The sequence below is a fragment of the Methylobacterium sp. C33D genome (assembly GCF_053345825.1).
In genome coordinates this window covers 122,124-142,488 of sequence record NZ_JBKFAV010000005.1, presented here as the reverse complement: position 1 = coordinate 142,488, position 20,365 = coordinate 122,124, and the positions used below count along the sequence as shown (strand labels likewise).

At 63.3% G+C, this 20,365-nt stretch carries 19 protein-coding genes; 9 read left to right on the top strand and 10 right to left on the bottom strand.

Annotated elements, in window-relative coordinates; all coding sequences use genetic code 11:
* Positions 1-50: 50 nt before the first annotated feature.
* Positions 51-917: a hypothetical protein gene (locus ACLBXO_RS05290; protein ID WP_447684687.1), complete on the bottom strand. Its 867-nt coding sequence runs from the start codon at positions 915-917 to the stop codon at positions 51-53.
* A 109-nt stretch (positions 918-1,026) separates the two neighbouring features.
* Between ACLBXO_RS05290 and ACLBXO_RS05285 the strand changes: the two genes are divergently transcribed.
* Positions 1,027-1,641 (top strand): cyclin-dependent kinase inhibitor 3 family protein, encoded by a 615-nt coding sequence (locus tag ACLBXO_RS05285; RefSeq protein ID WP_447684686.1) that lies wholly within the window; start codon positions 1,027-1,029, stop codon positions 1,639-1,641.
* A 567-nt stretch (positions 1,642-2,208) separates the two neighbouring features.
* Here ACLBXO_RS05285 and ACLBXO_RS05280 read toward each other — a convergent pair.
* The 3 genes from ACLBXO_RS05280 to ACLBXO_RS05270 form a co-directional block, all read right to left on the bottom strand.
* On the bottom strand, positions 2,209-3,438 hold the full coding sequence (locus tag ACLBXO_RS05280) for a hypothetical protein (protein WP_447684685.1): 1,230 nt from the start codon (positions 3,436-3,438) through the stop codon (positions 2,209-2,211).
* Between the two features lie 91 nt (positions 3,439-3,529).
* Positions 3,530-4,042 (bottom strand): hypothetical protein, encoded by a 513-nt coding sequence (locus ACLBXO_RS05275; RefSeq protein WP_447684684.1) that lies wholly within the window; start codon positions 4,040-4,042, stop codon positions 3,530-3,532.
* Between the two features lie 2,567 nt (positions 4,043-6,609).
* Entirely contained in the window at positions 6,610-7,875 is a 1,266-nt protein-coding gene (locus tag ACLBXO_RS05270; RefSeq protein WP_447684683.1) for a tyrosine-type recombinase/integrase, read from the bottom strand.
* An 87-nt stretch (positions 7,876-7,962) separates the two neighbouring features.
* On the opposite strand from ACLBXO_RS05270, the gene ACLBXO_RS05265 reads away from it, so the two are divergent.
* The 5 genes from ACLBXO_RS05265 to ACLBXO_RS05245 all read left to right on the top strand — a co-directional run bounded on the left by ACLBXO_RS05265 (position 7,963) and on the right by ACLBXO_RS05245 (position 12,646).
* Positions 7,963-9,696, top strand: coding sequence for a glycosyltransferase family 2 protein (locus ACLBXO_RS05265; RefSeq protein ID WP_447684682.1), 1,734 nt, complete (start codon positions 7,963-7,965; stop codon positions 9,694-9,696).
* Between the two features lie 516 nt (positions 9,697-10,212).
* The gene (locus ACLBXO_RS05260; protein ID WP_447684681.1) at positions 10,213-10,449 is read left to right on the top strand and encodes a hypothetical protein; all 237 of its coding nucleotides are present in this window, start codon (positions 10,213-10,215) and stop codon (positions 10,447-10,449) included.
* A 72-nt stretch (positions 10,450-10,521) separates the two neighbouring features.
* Positions 10,522-11,451, top strand: coding sequence for a nucleoside triphosphate pyrophosphohydrolase (mazG, locus tag ACLBXO_RS05255; protein WP_447684680.1), 930 nt, complete (start codon positions 10,522-10,524; stop codon positions 11,449-11,451).
* 154 nt (positions 11,452-11,605) lie between these two features.
* The gene (locus ACLBXO_RS05250) at positions 11,606-11,983 is read left to right on the top strand and encodes a hypothetical protein (protein WP_331318747.1); all 378 of its coding nucleotides are present in this window, start codon (positions 11,606-11,608) and stop codon (positions 11,981-11,983) included.
* A 333-nt stretch (positions 11,984-12,316) separates the two neighbouring features.
* A complete protein-coding gene (locus ACLBXO_RS05245) occupies positions 12,317-12,646 on the top strand; it encodes a hypothetical protein (protein ID WP_331318745.1) in 330 nt (109 codons plus the stop codon).
* A 29-nt stretch (positions 12,647-12,675) separates the two neighbouring features.
* On the opposite strand, the gene ACLBXO_RS05240 is transcribed toward ACLBXO_RS05245, so the two are convergent.
* The 6 genes from ACLBXO_RS05240 to pabB all read right to left on the bottom strand — a co-directional run bounded on the left by ACLBXO_RS05240 (position 12,676) and on the right by pabB (position 16,971).
* Complete coding sequence (locus tag ACLBXO_RS05240) at positions 12,676-13,221, bottom strand: YciE/YciF ferroxidase family protein (protein ID WP_447684679.1); 546 nt, start codon at positions 13,219-13,221, stop codon at positions 12,676-12,678.
* A gap of 115 nt (positions 13,222-13,336) precedes the next feature.
* Complete coding sequence (locus ACLBXO_RS05235; RefSeq protein WP_331318741.1) at positions 13,337-13,510, bottom strand: hypothetical protein; 174 nt, start codon at positions 13,508-13,510, stop codon at positions 13,337-13,339.
* 126 nt (positions 13,511-13,636) lie between these two features.
* Complete coding sequence (locus ACLBXO_RS05230) at positions 13,637-14,155, bottom strand: DoxX family protein (RefSeq protein ID WP_447684678.1); 519 nt, start codon at positions 14,153-14,155, stop codon at positions 13,637-13,639.
* Positions 14,152-15,003 (bottom strand): aminotransferase class IV, encoded by an 852-nt coding sequence (locus tag ACLBXO_RS05225; protein WP_447684677.1) that lies wholly within the window; start codon positions 15,001-15,003, stop codon positions 14,152-14,154. Before ACLBXO_RS05225 ends, ACLBXO_RS05230 begins: the two co-directional genes overlap by 4 nt.
* Entirely contained in the window at positions 14,990-15,604 is a 615-nt protein-coding gene (locus ACLBXO_RS05220; protein ID WP_447684676.1) for an anthranilate synthase component II, read from the bottom strand. The genes ACLBXO_RS05225 and ACLBXO_RS05220 overlap by 14 nt, the downstream gene beginning before the upstream one ends.
* Complete coding sequence (pabB, locus tag ACLBXO_RS05215; protein ID WP_331318736.1) at positions 15,601-16,971, bottom strand: aminodeoxychorismate synthase component I; 1,371 nt, start codon at positions 16,969-16,971, stop codon at positions 15,601-15,603. The genes ACLBXO_RS05220 and pabB overlap by 4 nt, the downstream gene beginning before the upstream one ends.
* A 371-nt stretch (positions 16,972-17,342) precedes the next feature.
* Between pabB and rimO the strand changes: the two genes are divergently transcribed.
* The 3 genes from rimO (at position 17,343) to ACLBXO_RS05200 (ending at position 20,353) form a co-directional block, all read left to right on the top strand.
* Complete coding sequence (rimO, locus tag ACLBXO_RS05210; RefSeq protein WP_447684675.1) at positions 17,343-18,689, top strand: 30S ribosomal protein S12 methylthiotransferase RimO; 1,347 nt, start codon at positions 17,343-17,345, stop codon at positions 18,687-18,689.
* Between the two features lie 206 nt (positions 18,690-18,895).
* Positions 18,896-19,978, top strand: a complete 1,083-nt coding sequence (gene dinB / locus ACLBXO_RS05205; protein WP_331318733.1) for a DNA polymerase IV — start codon at positions 18,896-18,898, stop codon at positions 19,976-19,978.
* Positions 19,979-20,128: 150 nt separating this feature from the next.
* Positions 20,129-20,353, top strand: coding sequence for a hypothetical protein (locus ACLBXO_RS05200; RefSeq protein WP_447684674.1), 225 nt, complete (start codon positions 20,129-20,131; stop codon positions 20,351-20,353).
* The last annotated feature ends 12 nt before the right edge of the window (positions 20,354-20,365 follow it).

Here is a 20,365-nt window from a genome sequence, read left to right as displayed (position 1 = left end):
GCGCTGATTGATCATCCGCCCATTCGACCAAAGTCGCGCCCTTACCTTACTTAAGCCTTGCCTTTGATATTGGCCGATGTCCTCGGGCACATATGCTTGAACTGATCCTCAATTGACGGTGTTCCGGCAGCGGAAGAATAACCAACTTCGCGGCCCTTGGCGTCGTAGATTCTCAAGCTATCGGTTTCATCTCTGCCAACGATACGATACAGACCACCGAAATTGGGCGAAATAGTTTGCGACTTGCAGTCCGCGGTTGACCGAAATACTTTACCCGCTGTTTGATCTAGAGTTCTTTCGACGCAAGATTGCATCGCTTTAGGTTTAAGGCCATTGCCGCCAGGCGAGTTTCGTTCACATTCTTCCGCAGCGTCTTCGCGCGTGACCGTCCCTAACATAATAGCGTTGGAAGTGTCGGAACCCGTCAAAGACGTTATTGTTGCGCTGTAACCATGGCTCGAAAGTGAAAAGGATCCAGATTCGAACTTAGTGTTTCTTGCTACCGTAGTGCTGATGCTTTTCTCGGATTGCTGGGATTCGGGGCATCGTACATAGTTCACAGCAAGCGCACGTCCCTCTATCCATTTGATTTCCGACGCCGAGACAATTTGAATTCTGACGTTAGTGGTGTGTCGAGCACCTTCCGATTTGCAGGAATTCTTGAACGCGATGGACGAGCCATAATTCTTAATATTGCTGGCAGCGCATTGATCCTCGGCGCTTCCGTTCTTTCCATCCCGTGAAATTCGGAGACGATCATCATAATCTGGCGTTGATAGTTTGCAAGCTGCTCTGTCTAGAGCCCAGATACCAGAAATAGTTGTCAGATCTTCGGCATAGGATTTACCTACAAATCCGTCGTATAGTAGAATGGATGCCGACACTGTGAAAATGGCGCAGTACTTATGATGTGTCATGTTTCTTCCGAAAAACAGAAAACCAGATCGTCGAAGAGTGCGCACCACGGCATATCGGCCAATTTGTATTCGCGCTGCTATGATGATATATTAGACCAAAGGAATTCTGATGATGACAGATGGTGGCTGGTACGCTAAATCGTCAGCCTTTGGATCACACCGCCCAGCAACTTTGAAGGCTGCGGCGCGCACTTCGCGAAGCCATCCACTGGAAGTTACGTGCATATCCGTATGCGCGAACGGTGGGAGGATCGGAATTACATTCTGTCCCGGCAAGCAGGGGCCATCCGTCTTCGGACCTTCTTGGGATCGCGACCTGACGGCAGACATAGAGGTCATCCGGGCTTGGGGGGCGTCATCCGTCCTTACGCTGCTCGAAGCCCATGAGTTCGACCTACTAAATGTGCGCGGCTTACCAGCGGCCGTTAGGGATGCGGGCATGATCTGGCACCATGCCCCGACTCCTGATGTCAGCGTTCCAGGGCGGGCCTTCGATGCAGCATGGCGCACCATAGGGCCTCGCCTCGTCGCACAGTTACGTCATGGGCAGTCGGTCCTGGTCCACTGCCGGGGTGGCCTAGGGCGTGCGGGGATGGTCGCTGCCGTGCTCGTTATTATAATGGGCGAGGATCCGAGACGGGCGATTGAACGGGTCCGGGCAGTCCGGCCAGATGCAATAGAGACGGCGGCCCAAGAAGCCTACGTTCTGACACATAGACGATAGGACGATAGAATAGAGAGCCGGGAGCTGTTGATTATGTTTCAAACAGTGCTGTTCTAGCACCGTTCTTGTATTTGAACTATTCGTAACCGGCAATCCAAAGAGATATCTGAAGAGGCAATCGATTACATTGTAATAAAGATTATAAATTCCGTTGTCTACAAAACTTACAAAACGATAGAAGTAAAGTCTAAATTCAATGTCTAGAAGCGATCTGGACGGCTTGAGAGAAACCTCGTAAATTTTTTGTGGGATTTAAAATACCGATAGCCATCAGCTCCAACTGTTTCTACACCGCCATTATCCGTCTTCTGGAACTTTACACCCGGCGGCCCACACTCCCAACTGTCGGTCTCAATCCGGAGCGCAGCAAGTATCCTAGTAATACGATCAAGATATTTCGAAAGAACGACGCATATCAATATTCCCAACCAAACAATCAGACCTGGGATTAGCTCAACCATAATACGTCCTCGGCATGTGGCAGGCTCGTCTAAGCATCAAGTGATCATTCTTTGATGGAGTGTTAGAAGAAACTGCAAAGGTCTATTTGAATCACTTTTCGAAGAATCACTCGTCACACGTTAGTTGATCTATAGCGGAATTACTTTTGATAAAGCTTTTGATTTGCCCGCTACCGATTGGGAACGAATTCTCACCCTGCCCCATGAACTGCCCTGTTGCTCCATCATCTCTTGTTCGCCATCCATAAAAGTAATGAATAACTGAATCCGTTGTCAAGTAATATCCGGAGTCGTCTTTTAGGGATCGTTTTGAATACGGAGATAAAACTCCACCATAAATAGTTGACCATTTGCCATCGGTTGCGCGGTTGTACCGGACATAGACCTTGACCGGAGTTGAACATTTATTTTCGATTGTGATATAGTTCCGTTTTTGCGAACAGGAAGATAGGTTCTCGATCTGATATTTGCTCAAGGGGGGAACGGCGGCAGGCACTGAATAGCTTTCAATTGTCATTCTGTTTATAAATTTGCTACCATATACCGAAGGAGAAATGTTCCGAATACCTACCCCCGCGTCTATAAGGATGTTAGCGAGTTTTTGTAACGCCGTAATATCCACATCAGGTGTGCAGGTAATTGTATCTGACACCCCACCATTCTCTCCAGCTCTCGTACTGAACACAACATTGTTCGAACTGAGTGCTGTCGATACAACACCATCATCGCTCGGTTTCTCGAAATAAACTATATCTGCATTTTTAAGTTCAGATGGACCTTTAGCGCGTTTCGCCTCTGCATCGGCTCTACGCTTATCAGCTCGCGCCTTTTCTTCCGCAGCTGCTTTAGCTTGCGCCTCTGCATTACGCACTGCTTCGGCCGTTGCTTGAGCAGCTTCGTCTGCCTTCTTCTGTGCGGCTTCCAATTGATCGGCTTGCTGTTTCTTTTTCTTCAATAGATCTTCAGGATCCGCCGCAATTTCATAATCCCCACCGGGAGGACAGTATCCCTTAGGTTCGTCGAATACTAATTTCCAATTACTTCTGCTGCCATCGCCTAACCAGGTTACTCTATAATAGCATTCACGATCTTCAGCAAAAAAACCAAAGTTTGAGTTCCCTTTCGTGCTCTCTTTAACTCGCCCAACAAGTCCTTTTGAGAAATTCGATGAAACACTTCCAAATTTGGAAATTTCTACGTTCGTCTGTGTAGATTTATCATACCAATTGCCGACCAAAAGCTCGAACATACTTTCTTGAGCCGGTGCAGGGGAGCCGGCAGCGACATGTAAAAGTAACACTGATGCTAAAGCGGTGATCTGTTTCGAACGGTGCACCGTCTTCCTCCCCCGTAACGATCGATATCTGATCAGCGACCGATCACGACAGCGTAATTACAACTGCTAAAATCGTGGCAGAAGCCGCAAGTCAGAATAACTTGGCTTTAAAGAAAAGGCCGCGTACGCAGTTTTTTGAGCGATCCACTCCAACTGGCCGAAAATAAATCTGCCCGTCAGACAAAGCCTCTACATCGTAGAGACATTTCAAGTCCTTTGATTTGAGCTCAAAGTTTGCGCCCGACTGTGTTGATGTGGCATAGTCGCCCGCGCCCATAGTCTTTGAATCGAATTTGTTGTCGTCACCAAAAATTATAGTGTTTCCATCATCCTTGGATACCCACTTCCCGAGCAGCATCGTTGCTTTAGACCATGCGGTTTCGGTAGAATGGATCGAAGGATACTCTTTAGAGCCCGACTCTATATTATCGGTCTTTACACTCGAGTTTGCTTTTTGAATGGAAATAAGGTAATCGAGCTTGTCTTCTATGTTTTGCATTCTTCGCTCAAAGGACGTCTCTGCTGACAAAGCTTTTACAGATATGTATGGCTGCATTACGAGTACAGCTGTGCCGCAAACTGCAAAGCTTTTGATGTACGACATTTCTATCAAATCCTTCTATTTCGCTTTATACTTATTGATTATCCTTGGCCCGCGAAATCACTGCAGTTTAAATCGGGCGCGAGAAATCTTTTGCTGTGCTAGTTTGAGTTGAGAACTGGCCGCAGAAATGATTCGCCGCGCCCGGCGGAAATCAATCAAAAGTTCTTTACTCTACTGAAATCGCCTTCAGGGCACACTCCGGGAGTACTGATCCGATCGATCACCCGCCATTGCGCATGGATGTTATCTGTCGAAAAGCTGATGTCGTATATGCAGCGATAAAGTCTCCCGTCGAACTCGCCCTCGAAAGCGAAATTTCCTCCACCGCGCCAAGTTTCTGCGACGCGTCCTTGTAAGCTTCCATTCCTAGTCGATACATTTCCAAATTTGCTGATAGTTAGTCCGCGTCCTTCAGAGGACCAGGTACCTATAACTTCGGGGAATATGCTTTGCTGTGCACGCGCGGGACAACTAAAGCTGACTGCGACTGCAATCACGAGCGGGATAGATCTAAATTTCATGCCAGTCTCCTTAGTGGCGCGGAATCTAACAAGACAAAATAAATTACCCAAGTCTGCGCAAGTCAACCGCCTTCTGCTACATCTAAGCAGCTGGGCTACGACTTTTGATCCTAGGAGCGCTGTCACTTTTGATGAGAATGCACGTCGTCGTTGATTGTTGACCGAAGGCCCCCTATATGATCACAACATGATTCGTGAGGATGGCTCTGTTAATACATAGTTTATAATGCTAGAGTTTATAAGATTAAACTTTCTGTCTGTATTGGTTTCTTGATGGCAAAGAACATTCTTCAATGCAAACGATCATCTTGTTATTATACTGTATTGATGTATCAGGTTCGGCGATGCCATCATCCTCACTGCTTCCATCGGATCTCGGTCATAATATTCAGCAATATTGTTAAGTATTATTCGATGATCCGCATCGTTATTGAATGGCAAGACATCAATAATGACTGGTTTGATGGGCTGTACCTAATGATAACGATAAAATCGATTGTTAGATTTAATTAGGATTGAGCTAACCGCATGGATCGATAACGAGGTCGTTGAAACGACGGGACGCATATCAAAGACCTGATACCTCTTTATCGACACGTTTGAGTCCGTCGGAGAAGTCGGGCTGATCGAGCCGTGCGACGTCCTGTTATCGGGCTACGTGACTGATAGCTTGGAATGTGCTGTAAGGTATGTGGCTGAAACGGCGACCTGCCGAGATGCCGTCCTTGTTGCAGTAAACCTAGCGGATAATGCAGACTGGGTTAGGCTCGATCACCGGCCAGATAGCAGGGGCAACGTACGGGTGTCTTCGATCCCAGAGGAATGGTTCGCCCAACTGGCCTGGAATGCTCGGCTGGCCACCACCGCAGAACAGTTATTCGAGGCCAGTATCTCGGAACGATAACGGGACCCATGGACGGATGATGGGGGCACCAAAGTGGGCTACCCCCTGTCCGATGCGTCAGGCCTCTACCATCGCCCCCTGACACTCCGGGCATACGTCACGAGTCAGGTACGCCATGAAATTACGATAATTGGCAGTCGTCTCGGCGTAATAGATACTGGCAATTTTGGATCTCTGCAATCATCGCAAATAGGTGCTTTACTCGGATCCTTTTCCTCTAACAACGTTCTATCTACCTTGAAACAAGTCTATAATCGCAAATTTAATAGCACCTTCCGATACAGAAATTGGCTCGTGGACATGCAAGTTTCGACCACACATAGGCAATAACGGCTGAGAAGACGAGAATTTTTCAGTCGCTACACACGAATTTCAATAAGGCCATTACATTTTCTCAGGAGTCACCCGGTTAATCAATTTTGCCTTGTTATTATTTTGTCGAAGGGATGAAGTAAGTGGTCTGCTTCAAGCCTGGTTTGATATAAGACTGCAGAGACGATTCTATATCTTGTAGATTATGATCAGTATCTATAGATAATCTATAGTTATTGCCTACGGCAACACGCTTTGCGTGTCTGTTGTATGTTTCGATTGTTCATTTAATAAATTGGATTTATTATAGAAGGTGAATGGACACACTTCTACCTATCAAGTAAAAGCGTGCATTATAGGCGGAGCCATGTGCACACGTCCCTATAGAGCGACCCATCATCAAATAATTCGACAAGATGATGGGGAGGGGCGGTTTGCCTGTCTCCCTTTATGCTCTGTTCTAACAAACGGTTACGCTGCGACGGCCATAGGAACCGACCACGACGATCATCAAATTACTAAAATGATCGATGTCACAACGTATGAAGGTACTTCGCCTTCATCGTGACTCTAACGCTGAGTCTTACGTGTATACTCTGCCTGACATTTTCCGTTGGCAATTAGAACCTGAATCTAAGCAAACTCGTCAAGCTGCCTTCAAATGGCAGTATACCTGTTATGGCAGTCCCCGGATGTCAACTCGCAGACTGTAAAGGTATTTATATCATTTTTATGGTGCCGAGTCAATATGATTGCGGGGCGAAAGGTGAATATTATATGGTTGTAACGTCAGATGTGCTGGTTAATATCCTGAATATTATCGTCCGAAACTAATATGATACTTGATCTATCGCCTCTTTCAGAATGTCTAGCGGTGATCCGTTGCCATACCCTCTGGCGACAGTAAGCACTTCGTGCCCTAGGAGTTCGTATTGTAATTCTAGAGGGCAGCGCGAGGCTCTTAGCCTGTCCTTCGCTCGATGGCGCAGTGAATGAACAACTTTGGATCTATTCCCTGTTTTGGCTTCGTTATCATAACTGATCTCCAGCCTTCTTAGAAAACCAAGCAACCGATGCGAGGCTGCGGCTGGGCGACCGTCGAATACACTGGATGTGATCGGACCTTGCCCAAAATCGATTACCGCTTGTGGTATCGGTATCCGTCTCCGGCTGCTTTTGGTTTTGGTTCCGACGATGATATATCTAATGCTGTTTTCTTCAAATTCTTCTGTGATCTGGAAGGCTTCGCTTAGCCGCATTCCAGTACTCGCGAGCCACACCCATAGTAATTGATCGTGTTCTGTGAGAATTCCAAGATTTTGGCGTGCCTTAATCATGTCGGCTGCACTTAATGGAAGCCGCTGCAGCGAGTCGTCTTTCCTTAACGGGATGCGCACAAATGGGTTGCTTTTCATCTTATTGTCATCGACTGCAATATTGCAAGCGGCTCGTAAGAATGACAATTTTTTTGCGACGGTAGCCGATTTCATGCCGTTGTCAGATAGATAATTTGCGAACAATTTTACTTCAGTACGATTGCAGTCCGAAATGTCTTTGCCCTTGATGAATGATATAAATTGCTCGTATGTGCGCCTACCATCTTTGGCTATTCGCGCGCTTACATTATTTTCTTTTACCCAGCTGGTGATAATATCGTTCGGTGTTTTGACGGATTGGCCTGTCTCGCCCATGAAACGGTTCACCAGCTTTCGCTCGTTATCATTCTCGGGTGTGGCCTGATACACAACTATCTTTTCGTTGGGCTCGCTTTTCACGAAGGTGCCGTTTCGATCATAGATCTTTGCAACTTTCTCGTCCGCAATAATTGTGCTTCCGTCTGAAAGTTTGATCATTTTATTGATGTCGTACTTTAAGCGGTGCTCGTATCTACCGTTATTCGACTGCTTCTTTGTGAACAATCTAATCCTATGTTCGTAAATAAGCTTGTCGGCTCTTATGCGTGCTAAGTCGACATCTGGTGTGCCAAGGCTCTTCTCAAAACTTTTATATACGTGACCATTTATCTCGACGTTTTGTAGCCGCACGTACCAATTCTGTGATTGCCTTCGTTTGAACAGGTACTTTTTGTCGGGCATTTTGGTGTCCCAGCGGCATAGGTTACCAGCAGCCATTTGGCGGCATCGATAGCGGCAGTCTAGGCTAGCGAATTCAATGATTTAGGCGTGTTAAGAACGCCGCTAGCGCCCTACTACGCGGCCCTGGCCCGGGCGCTCGGCGCCCCCTACCTCGGTGGACCGATCCCGTTCGGCCTGGGCCTGCGCTTCCCCGACAGCCTCGTGGCCGGCCTCGCGCCGCTGGCGCCGGGCGCGGTGGCGCCCTGGGTGCTGGCGCCGCGCGGGCGGGCGATCGCGGACCTCCTCGAGGCGGCCGGCCGCGCACCCGGCCGCGCCGCCGTTCCGGCGATCACCAGCCCCACCCGCCTGCGCGAGGCCGTGTTCGCGTCCGTGCCCGGGCAGGTGGCGGATCACGTGGCGCACGACCTGCGGCGGCACAGTTCCGAGCGGGCGGCCGCCCCCGAGCCGGCGCTCCGCTGGCTGCTGGTCCTCGCCCTCGCCGTCACCGCGGCGCTCTGCCTGTGCGCGGCGCTGCCGGCCCCGCTGGCGCGCGCGGCGGTGGCGGCCGGGCAGGTCCTGTTCCTGGCCATGGCGGCCCTGCGGATCGCGGCCCTCGCCATCGCGGCCCCGGTGGCCGCGGAGGCGGTGGTGCCCCTCGCCGAGGCCGACCTGCCAGTCTACACGATCCTCGTCCCCCTCCACCGCGAGGCGGCGGTTGTGCCGGACCTGCTCAGGGCGCTCTCCGCCCTCGACTATCCGGCCGCCAAGCTCGACATCAAGCTGCTGCTCGAGGCGGACGACGCGGAGACCGCCGCGGCGATCCCCCGCGACACCCTCCCGGCCCGGTTCGAGGTGATCACGGTGCCGCCGGGCGGCCCGCGCACCAAGCCGCGGGCGCTCAACGCCGCGCTGCCGCTCGCCCGCGGCACCCTGATCACGGTCTACGACGCCGAGGACGTGCCCGATCCCGGGCAGCTGCGGCTGGCGGCCGCCCTGTTCGCGCGCCTGCCCGCGCGCACCGCCTGCCTCCAGGGGCGGCTCGTGATCGACAATGCCGGCGATTCGCGCCTCGCCCGCGCCTTCGCCCTGGAATATGCCGGGCTGTTCGACGTCCTGAACCCGGCCATCGCCCGCTGCGGCCTGCCGGTCCCGCTGGGCGGCACCTCGATGCACCTGCGCACCCGCGTGGTGCGGGCGCTGCACGGCTGGGACGCCCACAACGTCACCGAGGACGCGGATCTCGGCCTGCGCCTCGCGCTGGCGGGTTACACCGTCGGTGACCTGCCCAGCCCCACCTTCGAGGAGGCGCCGGCCCGCCTCGGGCCCTGGCTCGGCCAGCGCACCCGCTGGCTGAAGGGCCTGGTCCAGACGAGCCTCACTCACGGGCGGTGCCCGCTGGCCAACGCCCGCAGGCTCGGCGGCCTGGAGACGCTCTGCGCCGCCGCCCTGGTCCCCGGGACGGTGGTCTCGGCGCTCGCCTACCCGGTCTGCCTCGCCGCGGCGGCGTGGTCCTTCCTGGTCCGGGACATCCCGGCCGCCCCCGTCTTCCTGGACAACCTCTCCACGGGGCTCGCCCTCACGCTGTTCGGGACGGGGCTCGCCGCCCTGGTCCTGCCCGCCCTGGTCGGCTGCGCCCGGCGCGGCTGGGGAGATCTCGCCCGGTCGGTCCCGTGGATGCCGGCCTACTTCCTGCTGGTCAGCCTCGCCGCGTGGCTGGCGCTGATCGAGCTGGTTCGCGCGCCGCTGCGCTGGAACAAGACCCGGCACGGCCTCGCGCGGACCTCCCGCAGCGGCCGCCGGCGCCGGGCGTACCCTGCGACAGCCTGCGACACCGGGACGTGACCGGGCGGCGGCGGATGCGCGTCGGCTTGATCTGGATCAGTCGCGGGCCCGCGCCGGGCCGCTAGCTTGGCCAGCCGGCTCCCGCCCGCGCCGCGGGCGGCCGGTGATTCGCCTCGCGTGGGTTCAAGCGATGCCGGCCTATCACCTCTGACGCACCCTCGAGCACGCGGACGCCCGCTGCGGCCTCGCCTTCGCCAGCGACTGCCTGGAGGCGGACGACGTCGAGGCGGCGATCCGCAGCGCCCGCGACCGGTGCCGGGCCGCCGCCAACATGCTCCTGACCGGGGCGGTGCTGACGGATTCCGTCGGCCGGATCCTGTGGTCGTTCACCCTGGCGCTGGCCCGGGAGCCGCTCTGCGTCCGGCCGACGAGCTGAGGGCCGCGGCGGAACCCCGCGGATGGGCGCGCCGTGCAACGCCCGCGGCCCGCGCGCCGTTGTCCCGCACGGGCGCGGCCCGGCGGGGCGCCGCGACAGGCGCCGTGAGGGGCGCCGCGCGGGGTGCCGAGAGAGGGGCCATGAGCACGATCGCGATCCTGATCGGCACGCAGGCGGGCGCGCGCCTGCTCGCCGCCGCCTCGGAGCGGGAGGCGGCCCTCTCGGCCGAGGCCTTCCTGCTGCGCCTGCCCATCCGCGCCCTCCCCGCGCCCCTCTGGGTGCAGTGCGCCGATCCGGCGGTCAGCGGCCGCCTCACCGGCTACCTGAACGGGCTGCAGGCCGAGCAGGTGCGCGAGCGCGACCCAAGCCGCGTCTGAGACCCGGGTCTGAGGCCCGGCGATCCGCGGGACGGATTTCCCTGCGCCGCGCCATGCTCTAACGCCGTCGTCATGAGCGAGACACGCGACGCGGGCCGGTCCGGGGCGAACGGGGTGCGGGACGACGATCCCGCCGCGGAGGCGCCCCTGGGCCGGCTCCTGCGCCTGATGGCGGTCCTGCGCGATCCCGTCGCCGGCTGTCCCTGGGATGTGGCGCAGAGCTTCGCCACCATCGTTCCCTACACGATCGAGGAGGCCTACGAGGTCGCCGACGCGGTGGCGCGGGGAGACCTCGGCGACCTGCGCGACGAGCTCGGCGACCTGCTGCTCCAGGTGGTGTTCCACGCCCGCATGGCCGAGGAGCAGGGCGCCTTCGCGTTCGACGACGTGGCCCGCGCCATCGGTGACAAGCTGGTCCGGCGCCACCCCCACGTCTTCACCCCGGACGGCGCGCCCCTGCCCGCCGGCTCGGCCCTGCGCGATCCCGCGGCGGTCGAGGCGCAGTGGGCGGCGATCAAGGCGGAGGAGCGGGCGGCCCGGCAGGCGGAGCGGCGGGGCGCGGGGCTGGCGCGTGACTTGGCGCGTGACTTGGCGCCCGACCCCCTCGGCGGCGTCGCGCGGGCGCTGCCGGCCCTCGCCCGGGCGGAGAAGATCTCCCGGCGGGCGGCCGCCCACGGCTTCGACTGGGACGACGCCGCCCAGGTCGTCGACAAGGTCCGCGAGGAGACCGACGAGGTCGCCGAGGCCCTGGCGGCGGGCGACCCGGAGGCCCTGTCGGAGGAGATCGGCGACCTGCTGTTCGCGGTGGCCAACCTCGCCCGGCACGCCGGGATCGACCCGGAGACGGCCCTGCGCGACGGCACCGCCAAGTTCGAGCGCCGCTTCGCCGCCATGGCGCGCCATCTCGCGGCGTCCGGGGGCGCCCTCGGCCGCTCCGACCTCGCCGCCATGGAGGCGGCGTGGCAGGCGGCCAAGCGCGACGAGGCGGCGGGCGGGTCCTAGCGGAGCGTGGCCCGGATCCGAAGCGGGCGACCGCCTCGCGAGATCCGCGACCGGGACCTTCTCGCCCGTCCCCGTTCGGGCGGCGGATCCGCCGGGCTCCGCAACGGTGATCCGACGCGTTGGCGTTGCGGCCGCCGGGCGTTAAACCCGTGCCATGTTCGACGATGCAGCCGCTCAGCGCTATCTCGCGGGACTGGCCCCCGTGGCGGCGGGATCGGTGCGCTGGCTCATCTACGATCACGACCGGCAATGGGTCTCGGTCGTTGACGGCAATCTCGCGTCCCTGCGGCAGGATTGCCTGCATGTCCTCGGCGCCTCCGCGGAGGCGGACGCCACCGCGTCCCTCGTCGACGCGATCCGCGACTTCCTCGCCGAAGGGACGGATCGCACCCCGCAGATCGTCGCCCTCTCGTGCGCCGTGCTGATGCAGAGCGTCGGGGATCTCGACGCGGTGTTCGATCGGATCCGGTCCGGCGTCATGGCAACCCTCGTCTACGCCGAGGACGTCGTGGTCAGGCCCGTCGCCGCCTAGAGCGGACCGGCGCGTGCCCGGCACGCCGGCGACCGCGGCCCTCGCGGCGGCCCTCGCGGTGTCAGCCGGGGGCGGCTTGATCCCGCGAGGCGACGGCGTTCCCGACAGAGGGCTTCCGGGCGCGCGTCGGCGGCCGCCGATGCCGGGATTCCCGCTCCGGACGCGCCGGCTCGCATGGAGGGAACCTTCCCCGTCCAGGTTCCGAGGCCGGGCGCTGCCACGGTCCTGATCGACCGCGCCGCGACCCGCGCCGGGTTTACCCGCGGCGATCCTCCGCGGCTCCCCCGCGCCCCGAGGGCTCGACACGTCGCGGCGCGCGGATATGTTCCGCGCATGCGCCTCGCCCTGCCCGTCCTCGCCGCCCTCGCCGTCACCGCCGCCCTGTCCCGGCCCGCCGCGGCCGAGACCGTCCTCCAGGAGCGGTTCGGCTGCCACACCCAGGAGGTCACGGACCGCCTGTTCAAGCTGGTCATGGCGGGCGACGAATCCGGGTTCGGCCAGCTGCTGCAGGGCAGCCTCGCCAGCGGCGAGTGCCGGTCGTTCAAGCCCGGCGAGGAGGTCCGGCTCGAGTCCCGGACGATGAGCTACGGCTGCCTCGCCGTGAAGGACACGCAGGACCGCTGCTACTGGACGCCGCTGAGCGCCATCGAGAAGGCGAACTGACCGCGGCCCGCCGCGCGGCCGGAATGTGGTCAGGCGGCCTTCTTGCTCCTGCCCTTCGACGGCTCCGTGTCCGGTTCGGCCCCGCCGGGCTCGCCCGCGGCGTTGATCGACTCGGCGATCTTCGAGAGCAGCGCGTCGGTCCGCTTCTCCTCCTGCAGGGTCTCGTCCAGGAGCTTGGCGGCGTCCGCGTAGCCGAGCTGGGCCGCCCAAGTCTTCAGGGTGCCGTAGCGGGCGATCTCGTAATGCTCCACCGCCTGGGCGCAGGCGGCCAGCACCGCGTCGGCGGCCGGGCTGTCGGCGAAGTCGTCGAGATCCTCCTCCATCTCCGAGACGATGCCCTGCATCGCCTCGCAGGTCTTGGCCCGGGCCGGCTTGCCGATGATCTCGAAGACCTGCGTCAGGCGCTCCACCTGCTGGGCGCTCTCCTCGGCATGGGTCTCGAAGGCCTGGCGGAGGTCGTCGTGCTCCGCCGCCTTGGCGGATTTCTTGAGGGCTTTCACCGACTGCTTCTCGGCGTAGTAGACGTCCTTCAGGGTCTCGTAGAAGGCGTCCTGCAGCGTCTTCTGCTTGGCCATTCGGTCTGTCTCCGTTGGGAGCCGCACTCGGTGTCGGCGGCGTCCTCCGGGGAACTCCGGTCCGGCCGGCCGTATCCGGACGATATCTTCGCCCTGTGGAGGAACCTTTCGCGGCTCAGCGGCCGGCCCCGTCCGGGCGCGGCTTCCGTCCGGCCCGCGGGGCGGCGGCGCCCGGTTTCGGCCGCAGGCGGTCGAGGACGGCCTCCAGGGCGCGCTCCACGGCGTCGCGGTCCGGCACGCTCTCCGGCGGGGGCGGGGTCGATCGGCCCGGGTCGCGGCGCTTCGGCATGTCGTCCGCCCGTATCGGCGCCGGGCCGACCGGTCTTCCGGCCCGCGCGGCGGCTTCCGGCCGGTCGATCGGCCAGGATCCCGTGATCAAAGCCTGCCGGGATCCGGGGATCCCGGGATCCTGTGATCAAGGTTCGCGGATGGTTGCTGGCGCGTCGGGACCCGGACCTTTCGGCGGCCGTGCCGGATCACCGGAGATCTCGGTCGCGGCCTCGGCGGATCTGCGGCCCCCGCCGAACGGCGAGTCGATCAGGCCGCCGGCCCAGAGCGCCGCCCAGACGAAGACCGGCTGAAACGCGAGGCGCGGCCCGTGGTACCACCAGGAATCCGGGATGCCGTCGACGTGGACGTGGTCGAAGGCGTGCTTGAGGTTCGCCGGGTAGACGCAGACCGCGTAGAGGGCGAGGCCGAGCGCGGCCGCCCGGCGGAACCGCCCGGTGACGAGGCCGATCGCCCCGGCGATCTCGCACAGGCCGGTCGCCAGGATGACGAGCCGCGGCTGCGGCACCCAGTCGGGCATGAGCGGCAGCATCGCGTCGGTCGCCACGAGGTGGACCACGCCGATGAACAGGTAGATCGCCGCGAGGGCGTAGCGCAGGCGCCGCCGCCAAGTCTCGATCGGCCCCTCGATCGGCCCCTCGATCACGCGACCATGTCCTCGGCCACGCCGCAGGCCTGCGCCACGCGGGCGCGCAGGGCCGCCACGAGGCGGCTCACCGCCGGGTGGCCGGCGCCCGGGAACGCCGTGTCGCCGACGGCCGTCACGGGGGCCAGGAGCCGCAGGGAGTTGGTCAGGAACACGGCCTCGGCGCCGAGCAGGTCGGGCAGGCCGAGGGACCGTTCCTCGGCCCGCAGCCCGCATCCGGCGGCGAGGCCCAGCACCTCCGCCCGCACGATGCCGGCGAGCACGCCGTCCTCGAGCGGCGGCGTGACCAGACTGGTACCGACCAGGGCGAAGAGATTGCCGGTGCCCGCGCAGGCGACGCGGCCCCGGGTGTTGCGGAACAGCGCCTCGTCGAACCCCGCGGCGGCGGCCTCCCGGGCGGCCAGCACCGCGTCGAGATAGCCCAGCGTCTTCAGGCGGCTGGCGGGGGAGGTGTCGTTGCGGGCGATGGCCGTCGGCCACAGGCGCAGGGGCGCGAAGGCGACGGCCCCGGGGCTCGCGGCCGCGGTGGCGAACAGGGTCCGGTTCGGCGCGTCCGGCGGCTTCAGGCCGCGCGGGCCGGAGCCGCGGGTGAGGGTGGTGCGGATCGCGAGCCGCTCCCCCTGCCCCGCGAGGTCCCGCACGGCCGCGCGGATCCGCTCGGGTTCGGCCGGGATCCCCAGCGTCGCCGCGGAGGCCGCGAGCCGGGCGATATGGGCGTCCTCGAAGGCGACCCGGCCGCCGAGCGCCAAGGCCGTGTCGAAGAGGCCGTCGCCGAGCGTCAGGCCGCGGTCGGTGTGGTCGAGGGGGGCCGTGGTCCCGGGAACGAGCGCCCCGTCACGCCACAGCATCGCGGCGCCCCTCCGGCCGTTCCCGCCACGCGCGGGCCAGTCCCAGGAAGTTGGCGAACAGGGCGTGCCCGCCCTCGGTCAGGACCGATTCCGGGTGGAACTGGATGCCGTAGGTCGGGTGGGTCCGGTGGGAGAGCGCCATCACCTCCCCCTCCTGCGAGACCGCGTCGACCGAGAGGTGTTGTTCCATGTCGGGGCCGGGATTCACGACCAGCGAGTGGTAGCGCCCGACCGGCATCGGCGCCGGCAGCCCGGCGAACAGGCGCTCGCCCGTGTGCGCGATCGGCGTCATCTGCCCGTGCAGGGGGCGCTGCGCCCGCGCGACCGTGCCGCCGAAGGCCGCGCCGATCGCCTGGTGGCCGAGGCAGACGCCGAGGATCGGCACCGCGCCCGACAGGTCCCGGATCGCCGGCAGGGAGATCCCGGCCTCCGCGGGGGTGCAGGGCCCGGGCGAGACCACCAGGGCCTCCGGCTCCAGCGCCCGGATGCCGGGCACGTCCAGGGCGTCGTTGCGCACGACCCGGACCTCCTCGCCCAGCTCCTCGAAGTAGCGGACCACGTTGAAGACGAACGAGTCGTAGTTGTCGAGGACGAGGATCATGCGAAGGCCTCGAACACGCGGGCGGCCTTGGCCAGGGTCTCGTCGTATTCCGGGCCCGGCTCCGACAGCAGCGTCACCCCGCCCCCGGCCTGCAGGACCGCCTGCCGGTCGTCCATGAACACGGTGCGGATCGCGATCGAGCTGTCCATCGCCCCGTCGAAGCCGATCCGGCCGATGGCGCCGCAATAGAGTTCCCGCGCGTCCCCCTCGATCTCCGTGATGATGTCCATGGCGCGGATTTTTGGGGCTCCCGTGATCGAGCCGCCCGGAAAGGTCCCTTCCAGGAGGTCGAGGGCGTCGAGCCCGTCGCGGAGTCGTCCGGTCACCACCGACACCAGATGGTGGACGTTGGCGTAGGTCTCCAGCCCGCACAGGGTGGGCACCGCGACGCTGCCGGGCTCGCACACCCGCGACAGGTCGTTGCGCAGCAGGTCGACGATCATGACGTTCTCGGCCCGCTCCTTCACGTTGGCCTGGAGGGCTTCGGCGACCCGTCGGTCGGCCTCCGGATCGTCGAGGCGGCGGGCGGTGCCCTTGATCGGCCGCGTCTCCACGTGCCGGCCGTCCAGCCGGATGAAGCGCTCGGGCGAGGACGAGGCGATCGTCAGCCCCTCCCACTCCAGATAGGCCCCGAAGGTCGCCGGGTTGGTGGCGCGCAGGCGCCGGTAGAGGGCGAAGGCGTCGAAATCCGCCGGCAGGTCGGCGCTGAAGCGCTGGGCGATGTTGGCTTGGTAAATGTCGCCGGCGCGGATATAAGCGCGGACCTTTTCGACAGCATCCTCATAGGTTTGCCGGTCGAAGTTCGAGCGCCACGTGAGCTGTTTTCCGGATCGGCCCGGGGCCTCTGCCGGTTCGCTGCCGAGCCGGTCTGCGAAGGCCGCCAGCCGCGCCTCCGCGCGGGCCTGCCGGGCGGCGGGTTCCAGCGCGGGGAAGCCGGTGGCGACGAGCCGGGCCGTGCCGGCGGCCTGATCGATCACCAGGGCCGTATCGTAGAGGTTCAGGGCGATGTCGTCGGTCAGCCCCGCCCGTCGGGCCGGCGCCGCGACCCGCTCCAAAGCCGCGCCGAGATCGTAGGCGAAGTAGCCGATCGCCCCACCGGGGAAGGGGTTCTCGGGGTCGGGCGCGATCCGGTAGGGCGCGAGGCAGGCGCGCAGGGCCGTGAAGGGGCCGCCCGGAACGCGAGTGCCATTCAGGGTCGCGACCCCGTCGCGGAAGCGGAAGCGCGCGAACGGGTCGGCGGCCACGATCGCGTAACGCCCGAGCGGGTCGTGCCGCATGGCGCTGTCGAGGAAGGCGAGCCCCGGCAGGGACCGCAGCCGGGCGGCGGCCGCGACGGGATCGATGAAGGGGATCTCTCGGGTCCACATGACCGGGTTCGGGGCCGTATCCTCGGGCTGTGCGTCATGCTGCCGTCGCACAGGCGGTGCCGCGGGGGAAGCGGCAGTTCCACGCAGGCACACGCCGTGAGGTGCAGGCTGGACGCGTCCCAGGCGCAGGGCGACCGCACCGAGTCTTGATGTTCTGCCTCAGGTTCGTCCGACAAACTTCTGCGAGATCGTCACATTTCTGCTTTTCGGAAAGCCTCGCGGTCGCGGCTGGCCACCCCTGCGGCTGCCGGCCTCGCGCGGGCGGCCTGGAACCGCTATAGGAGCGGGATTCCGAATTCTCGTCCTCGCGCTCCGTGTGGCTGTCTCACCGGCCACGCGCGCGGGTGGCGTCCGACCCGTCGAATGCGCCCATGACTGCCACCTCCCTTCCCCCATCCGCCCCGAAGGCCTCGGCCCCGAAGATCTCGTTCGTCTCGCTGGGCTGTCCGAAGGCGCTGGTCGATTCCGAGCGGATCCTCACCCACCTGCGCGCGGAGGGCTACGAGCTGGCCCGCCGGCACGACGGCGCCGACGTGGTGATCGTCAACACCTGCGGCTTCCTCGACTCGGCCAAGGCGGAGTCGCTCTCGGCGATCGGCGAGGCCATGGCGGAGAACGGACGGGTCATCGTCACGGGCTGCATGGGCGCGCAGCCGGAGGAGATCCGCGAAAAATATCCCGACCTGTTGGCGGTGACCGGGCCGCAGGCCTACGAATCGGTGGTGGCCGCCGTTCACGAGGCGGTGCCGCCGGCCCACGACCCGTTCCTCGACCTCGTGCCGCCGCAGGGGATCAAGCTCACCCCGCGCCACTACGCCTACCTGAAGATCTCGGAGGGGTGCAGCAACCGCTGCAGCTTCTGCATCATCCCGTCGTTGCGCGGGAACCTCGTCAGCCGCCCGGCGGCGGACGTGCTGCGCGAGGCCGAGAAGCTCGTGAAGGCCGGCGTGAAGGAGCTGCTGGTCGTCAGCCAGGATACCAGCGCGTACGGCGTCGACATCCGCTACGCTGAGAGCCCCTGGCAGGACCGTCAGGTCCGCGCGAAGTTCTACGACCTCACCAACGAACTCGGCGAGCTCGGCGCCTGGGTGCGGCTGCACTACGTCTACCCCTACCCGCACGTGGACGAGGTCATCCCGCTGATGGCCGAGGGCAAGGTGCTCCCCTATCTCGACATGCCGCTCCAGCACGCGAGCCCCTCCGTGCTCAAGCGGATGCGCCGGCCCGGCAACCAGGAGCGGCAGCTCGACCGGATCCGGAGCTGGCGGCAGACCTGCCCGGAGCTGGCGATCCGCTCGACCTTCATCGTCGGCTTCCCCGGCGAGACCGAGGCCGAGTTCGAGGAGCTGCTGGCCTGGCTGCAGGAGGCCAAGCTCGATCGGGTCGGCTGCTTCGAGTACGAGCCGGTGGCGGGCGCCACCGCCAACGCGCTGGGCGACCTCGTGCCCCCGGCGGTGAAGGCCGAGCGCAAGCGCCGGTTCATGGAGACGCAGAACGGCATCGCGCTGCGGCTTCAGCGGGCCAAGGTCGGCAAGCGGCTCCCCGTGATCGTCGATGCCGTCGAGGGCGGGGTCGCGCGGGGCCGGTCCAAGGCCGACGCGCCGGAGATCGACGGCACCGTCCACGCCGCCTTCCGGCGCCCGGTCCGGGTCGGCGACATCGTCACGGTGAAGATCGACCGGGCCGAGGCCTACGACCTGTACGGCAGCGTGGCGTAAGGCGAACCCCGTCCTCGCGAGCGCAGCGAAGCCACCCGGCTGGCTACGCTCACGGACGTCGCGTTGCCTGGGTCGCTTCGCTGCGCTCGCGACGACGGGCGTGGGCCGGACTCCTGTTGAGCCCTGGCCGACACGCCTTGACCCCGCTGCCCCGCCGCGCTCATTCAGAACAGAGCAGGAACCGAGGGCGGATCTCCGAGGCGGCGATGGATCCGGAGGTCGCGCTCCGAAAAATCATCCACATCGACATGGACGCGTTCTACGCTTCCGTGGAGCAGCGCGACGACCCCGCCCTGCGCGGCCGGCCGCTGGCGGTGGGCGGCTCCCGGGAGCGCGGCGTCGTGGCGGCGGCGAGCTACGAGGCGCGCAGATTCGGCGTCCGCTCGGCCATGCCGTCGGCCACCGCGCGGCGGCTGTGCCCGGACCTGCTGTTCGTGAAGCCGCGCTTCGAGGTCTACCGGGCAGTCTCCGAGGAGATCCGGGCGGTCTTCGCCCGGCACACGGCCATCATCGAGCCGGTGGCCCTGGACGAGGCCTATCTCGACGTCACCGAGAACCTCCTGGGGCTGCCGACGGCGACGGCCGTGGCGAAGGCGATCCGGGCCGAGATCCTGGAGCGCACTGGCCTGATCGCCTCGGCCGGGGTCTCGTACAACAAGTTCCTCGCCAAGGTGGCGTCCGACCACCGCAAGCCCGACGCCCTGTTCGTCATCACCCCCGCCATGGGGCCGGACTTCGTGGCCGCGCTGCCGATCGGCCGGTTCCACGGCGTCGGCCCGGTCACCGAGGCGAGGATGAAGCGGCTCGGGATCGAGACCGGGGCGGATCTGCGCGCCTGGACGCCGGAGCGCCTGCGCGAGACCTTCGGCTCCGCGGGCGCCTACTACCACGCGGTTGCCCGCGGGATCGACGCGCGGCCGGTCCGCGCCCACCGGGTGCGCAAGTCGATCGGGGCGGAGACCACCTTCTCGGACGACACGGCCGCCTTCGAGGTCCTGGCCGCCCGGCTGGCGCCGCTGTTCGACAAGGTCTGGGCGGGGGCCGACGCCAAGGGCATGCGCGCCCGGACCGTGACCCTGAAGCTCAAGTTCTCGGATTTCGCCCAGGTCACCCGGGCGCGGTCGCTGCCCGTCCCCGTCGCCGACCGGGCGGGGCTGGAGCGGATCGGCCTCGACCTGCTCGCCGGCCTGTTCCCCCTGCGGCGCAGCGCGCGGCTGATCGGGGTGTCGCTGTCGGGCTTCGCGCAGGACGCGCCCGAGGCGCCGCTCCAGCTCGGGCTGGCGCTCTGACGCGGCCTCCGGGGCAAGCGCCCGCTCGGTCAGGCGCGGCACGGCGCCTGTGCGGTTCCGCACGTCGGGCAGGTGAGATCGGTCCCGGAGCGGAGCGATCCGGCACGGATCGGGGTTGTTCGAGCCCGCGCGCGCACGAGGACCCTGCCCATGCCGAAGTACGCCCTCCTGGCCCTGGCCGCCGCGCTTCTCCCGGTCCTCGCGGCGGCCGCCGCCCGCGCCGACGGCACATCCGCTTTCGGGGCCGCCGACGCGGCTCAGCTGCGCGGCTACACCGCGAGCCCGGCCCAGATCTACGTTCCGGCAGGCGGCCCGAGCGCCGGGCCCGCAGCCCCCGCTCCGCGGCGGCCGAAGGCGCCGGCGCGCAGTCGCTGAGATCGGCCCGGG

What these genes read in the sequence shown, in the direction of transcription:
- ACLBXO_RS05245 (WP_331318745.1), top strand. Translation starts at nt 12,317, where the DNA reads ATGCGCCTCGCCCTGCCCGTCCTCGCCGCCCTCGCCGTCACCGCCGCC.
- ACLBXO_RS05200 (WP_447684674.1), top strand. Translation starts at nt 20,129, where the DNA reads ATGCCGAAGTACGCCCTCCTGGCCCTGGCCGCCGCGCTTCTCCCGGTC.
- ACLBXO_RS05290 (WP_447684687.1), bottom strand. Translation starts at nt 917, where the DNA reads ATGACACATCATAAGTACTGCGCCATTTTCACAGTGTCGGCATCCATT.
- ACLBXO_RS05220 (WP_447684676.1), bottom strand. Translation starts at nt 15,604, where the DNA reads ATGATCCTCGTCCTCGACAACTACGACTCGTTCGTCTTCAACGTGGTC.
- pabB (WP_331318736.1), bottom strand. Translation starts at nt 16,971, where the DNA reads ATGTGGACCCGAGAGATCCCCTTCATCGATCCCGTCGCGGCCGCCGCC.
- ACLBXO_RS05260 (WP_447684681.1), top strand. Translation starts at nt 10,213, where the DNA reads ATGAGCACGATCGCGATCCTGATCGGCACGCAGGCGGGCGCGCGCCTG.
- ACLBXO_RS05225 (WP_447684677.1), bottom strand. Translation starts at nt 15,003, where the DNA reads ATGCTGTGGCGTGACGGGGCGCTCGTTCCCGGGACCACGGCCCCCCTC.
- dinB (WP_331318733.1), top strand. Translation starts at nt 18,896, where the DNA reads ATGGATCCGGAGGTCGCGCTCCGAAAAATCATCCACATCGACATGGAC.
- ACLBXO_RS05240 (WP_447684679.1), bottom strand. Translation starts at nt 13,221, where the DNA reads ATGGCCAAGCAGAAGACGCTGCAGGACGCCTTCTACGAGACCCTGAAG.
- ACLBXO_RS05285 (WP_447684686.1), top strand. Translation starts at nt 1,027, where the DNA reads ATGATGACAGATGGTGGCTGGTACGCTAAATCGTCAGCCTTTGGATCA.
- mazG (WP_447684680.1), top strand. Translation starts at nt 10,522, where the DNA reads ATGAGCGAGACACGCGACGCGGGCCGGTCCGGGGCGAACGGGGTGCGG.
- ACLBXO_RS05275 (WP_447684684.1), bottom strand. Translation starts at nt 4,042, where the DNA reads ATGTCGTACATCAAAAGCTTTGCAGTTTGCGGCACAGCTGTACTCGTA.
- rimO (WP_447684675.1), top strand. Translation starts at nt 17,343, where the DNA reads ATGACTGCCACCTCCCTTCCCCCATCCGCCCCGAAGGCCTCGGCCCCG.
- ACLBXO_RS05250 (WP_331318747.1), top strand. Translation starts at nt 11,606, where the DNA reads ATGTTCGACGATGCAGCCGCTCAGCGCTATCTCGCGGGACTGGCCCCC.
- ACLBXO_RS05270 (WP_447684683.1), bottom strand. Translation starts at nt 7,875, where the DNA reads ATGCCCGACAAAAAGTACCTGTTCAAACGAAGGCAATCACAGAATTGG.
- ACLBXO_RS05235 (WP_331318741.1), bottom strand. Translation starts at nt 13,510, where the DNA reads ATGCCGAAGCGCCGCGACCCGGGCCGATCGACCCCGCCCCCGCCGGAG.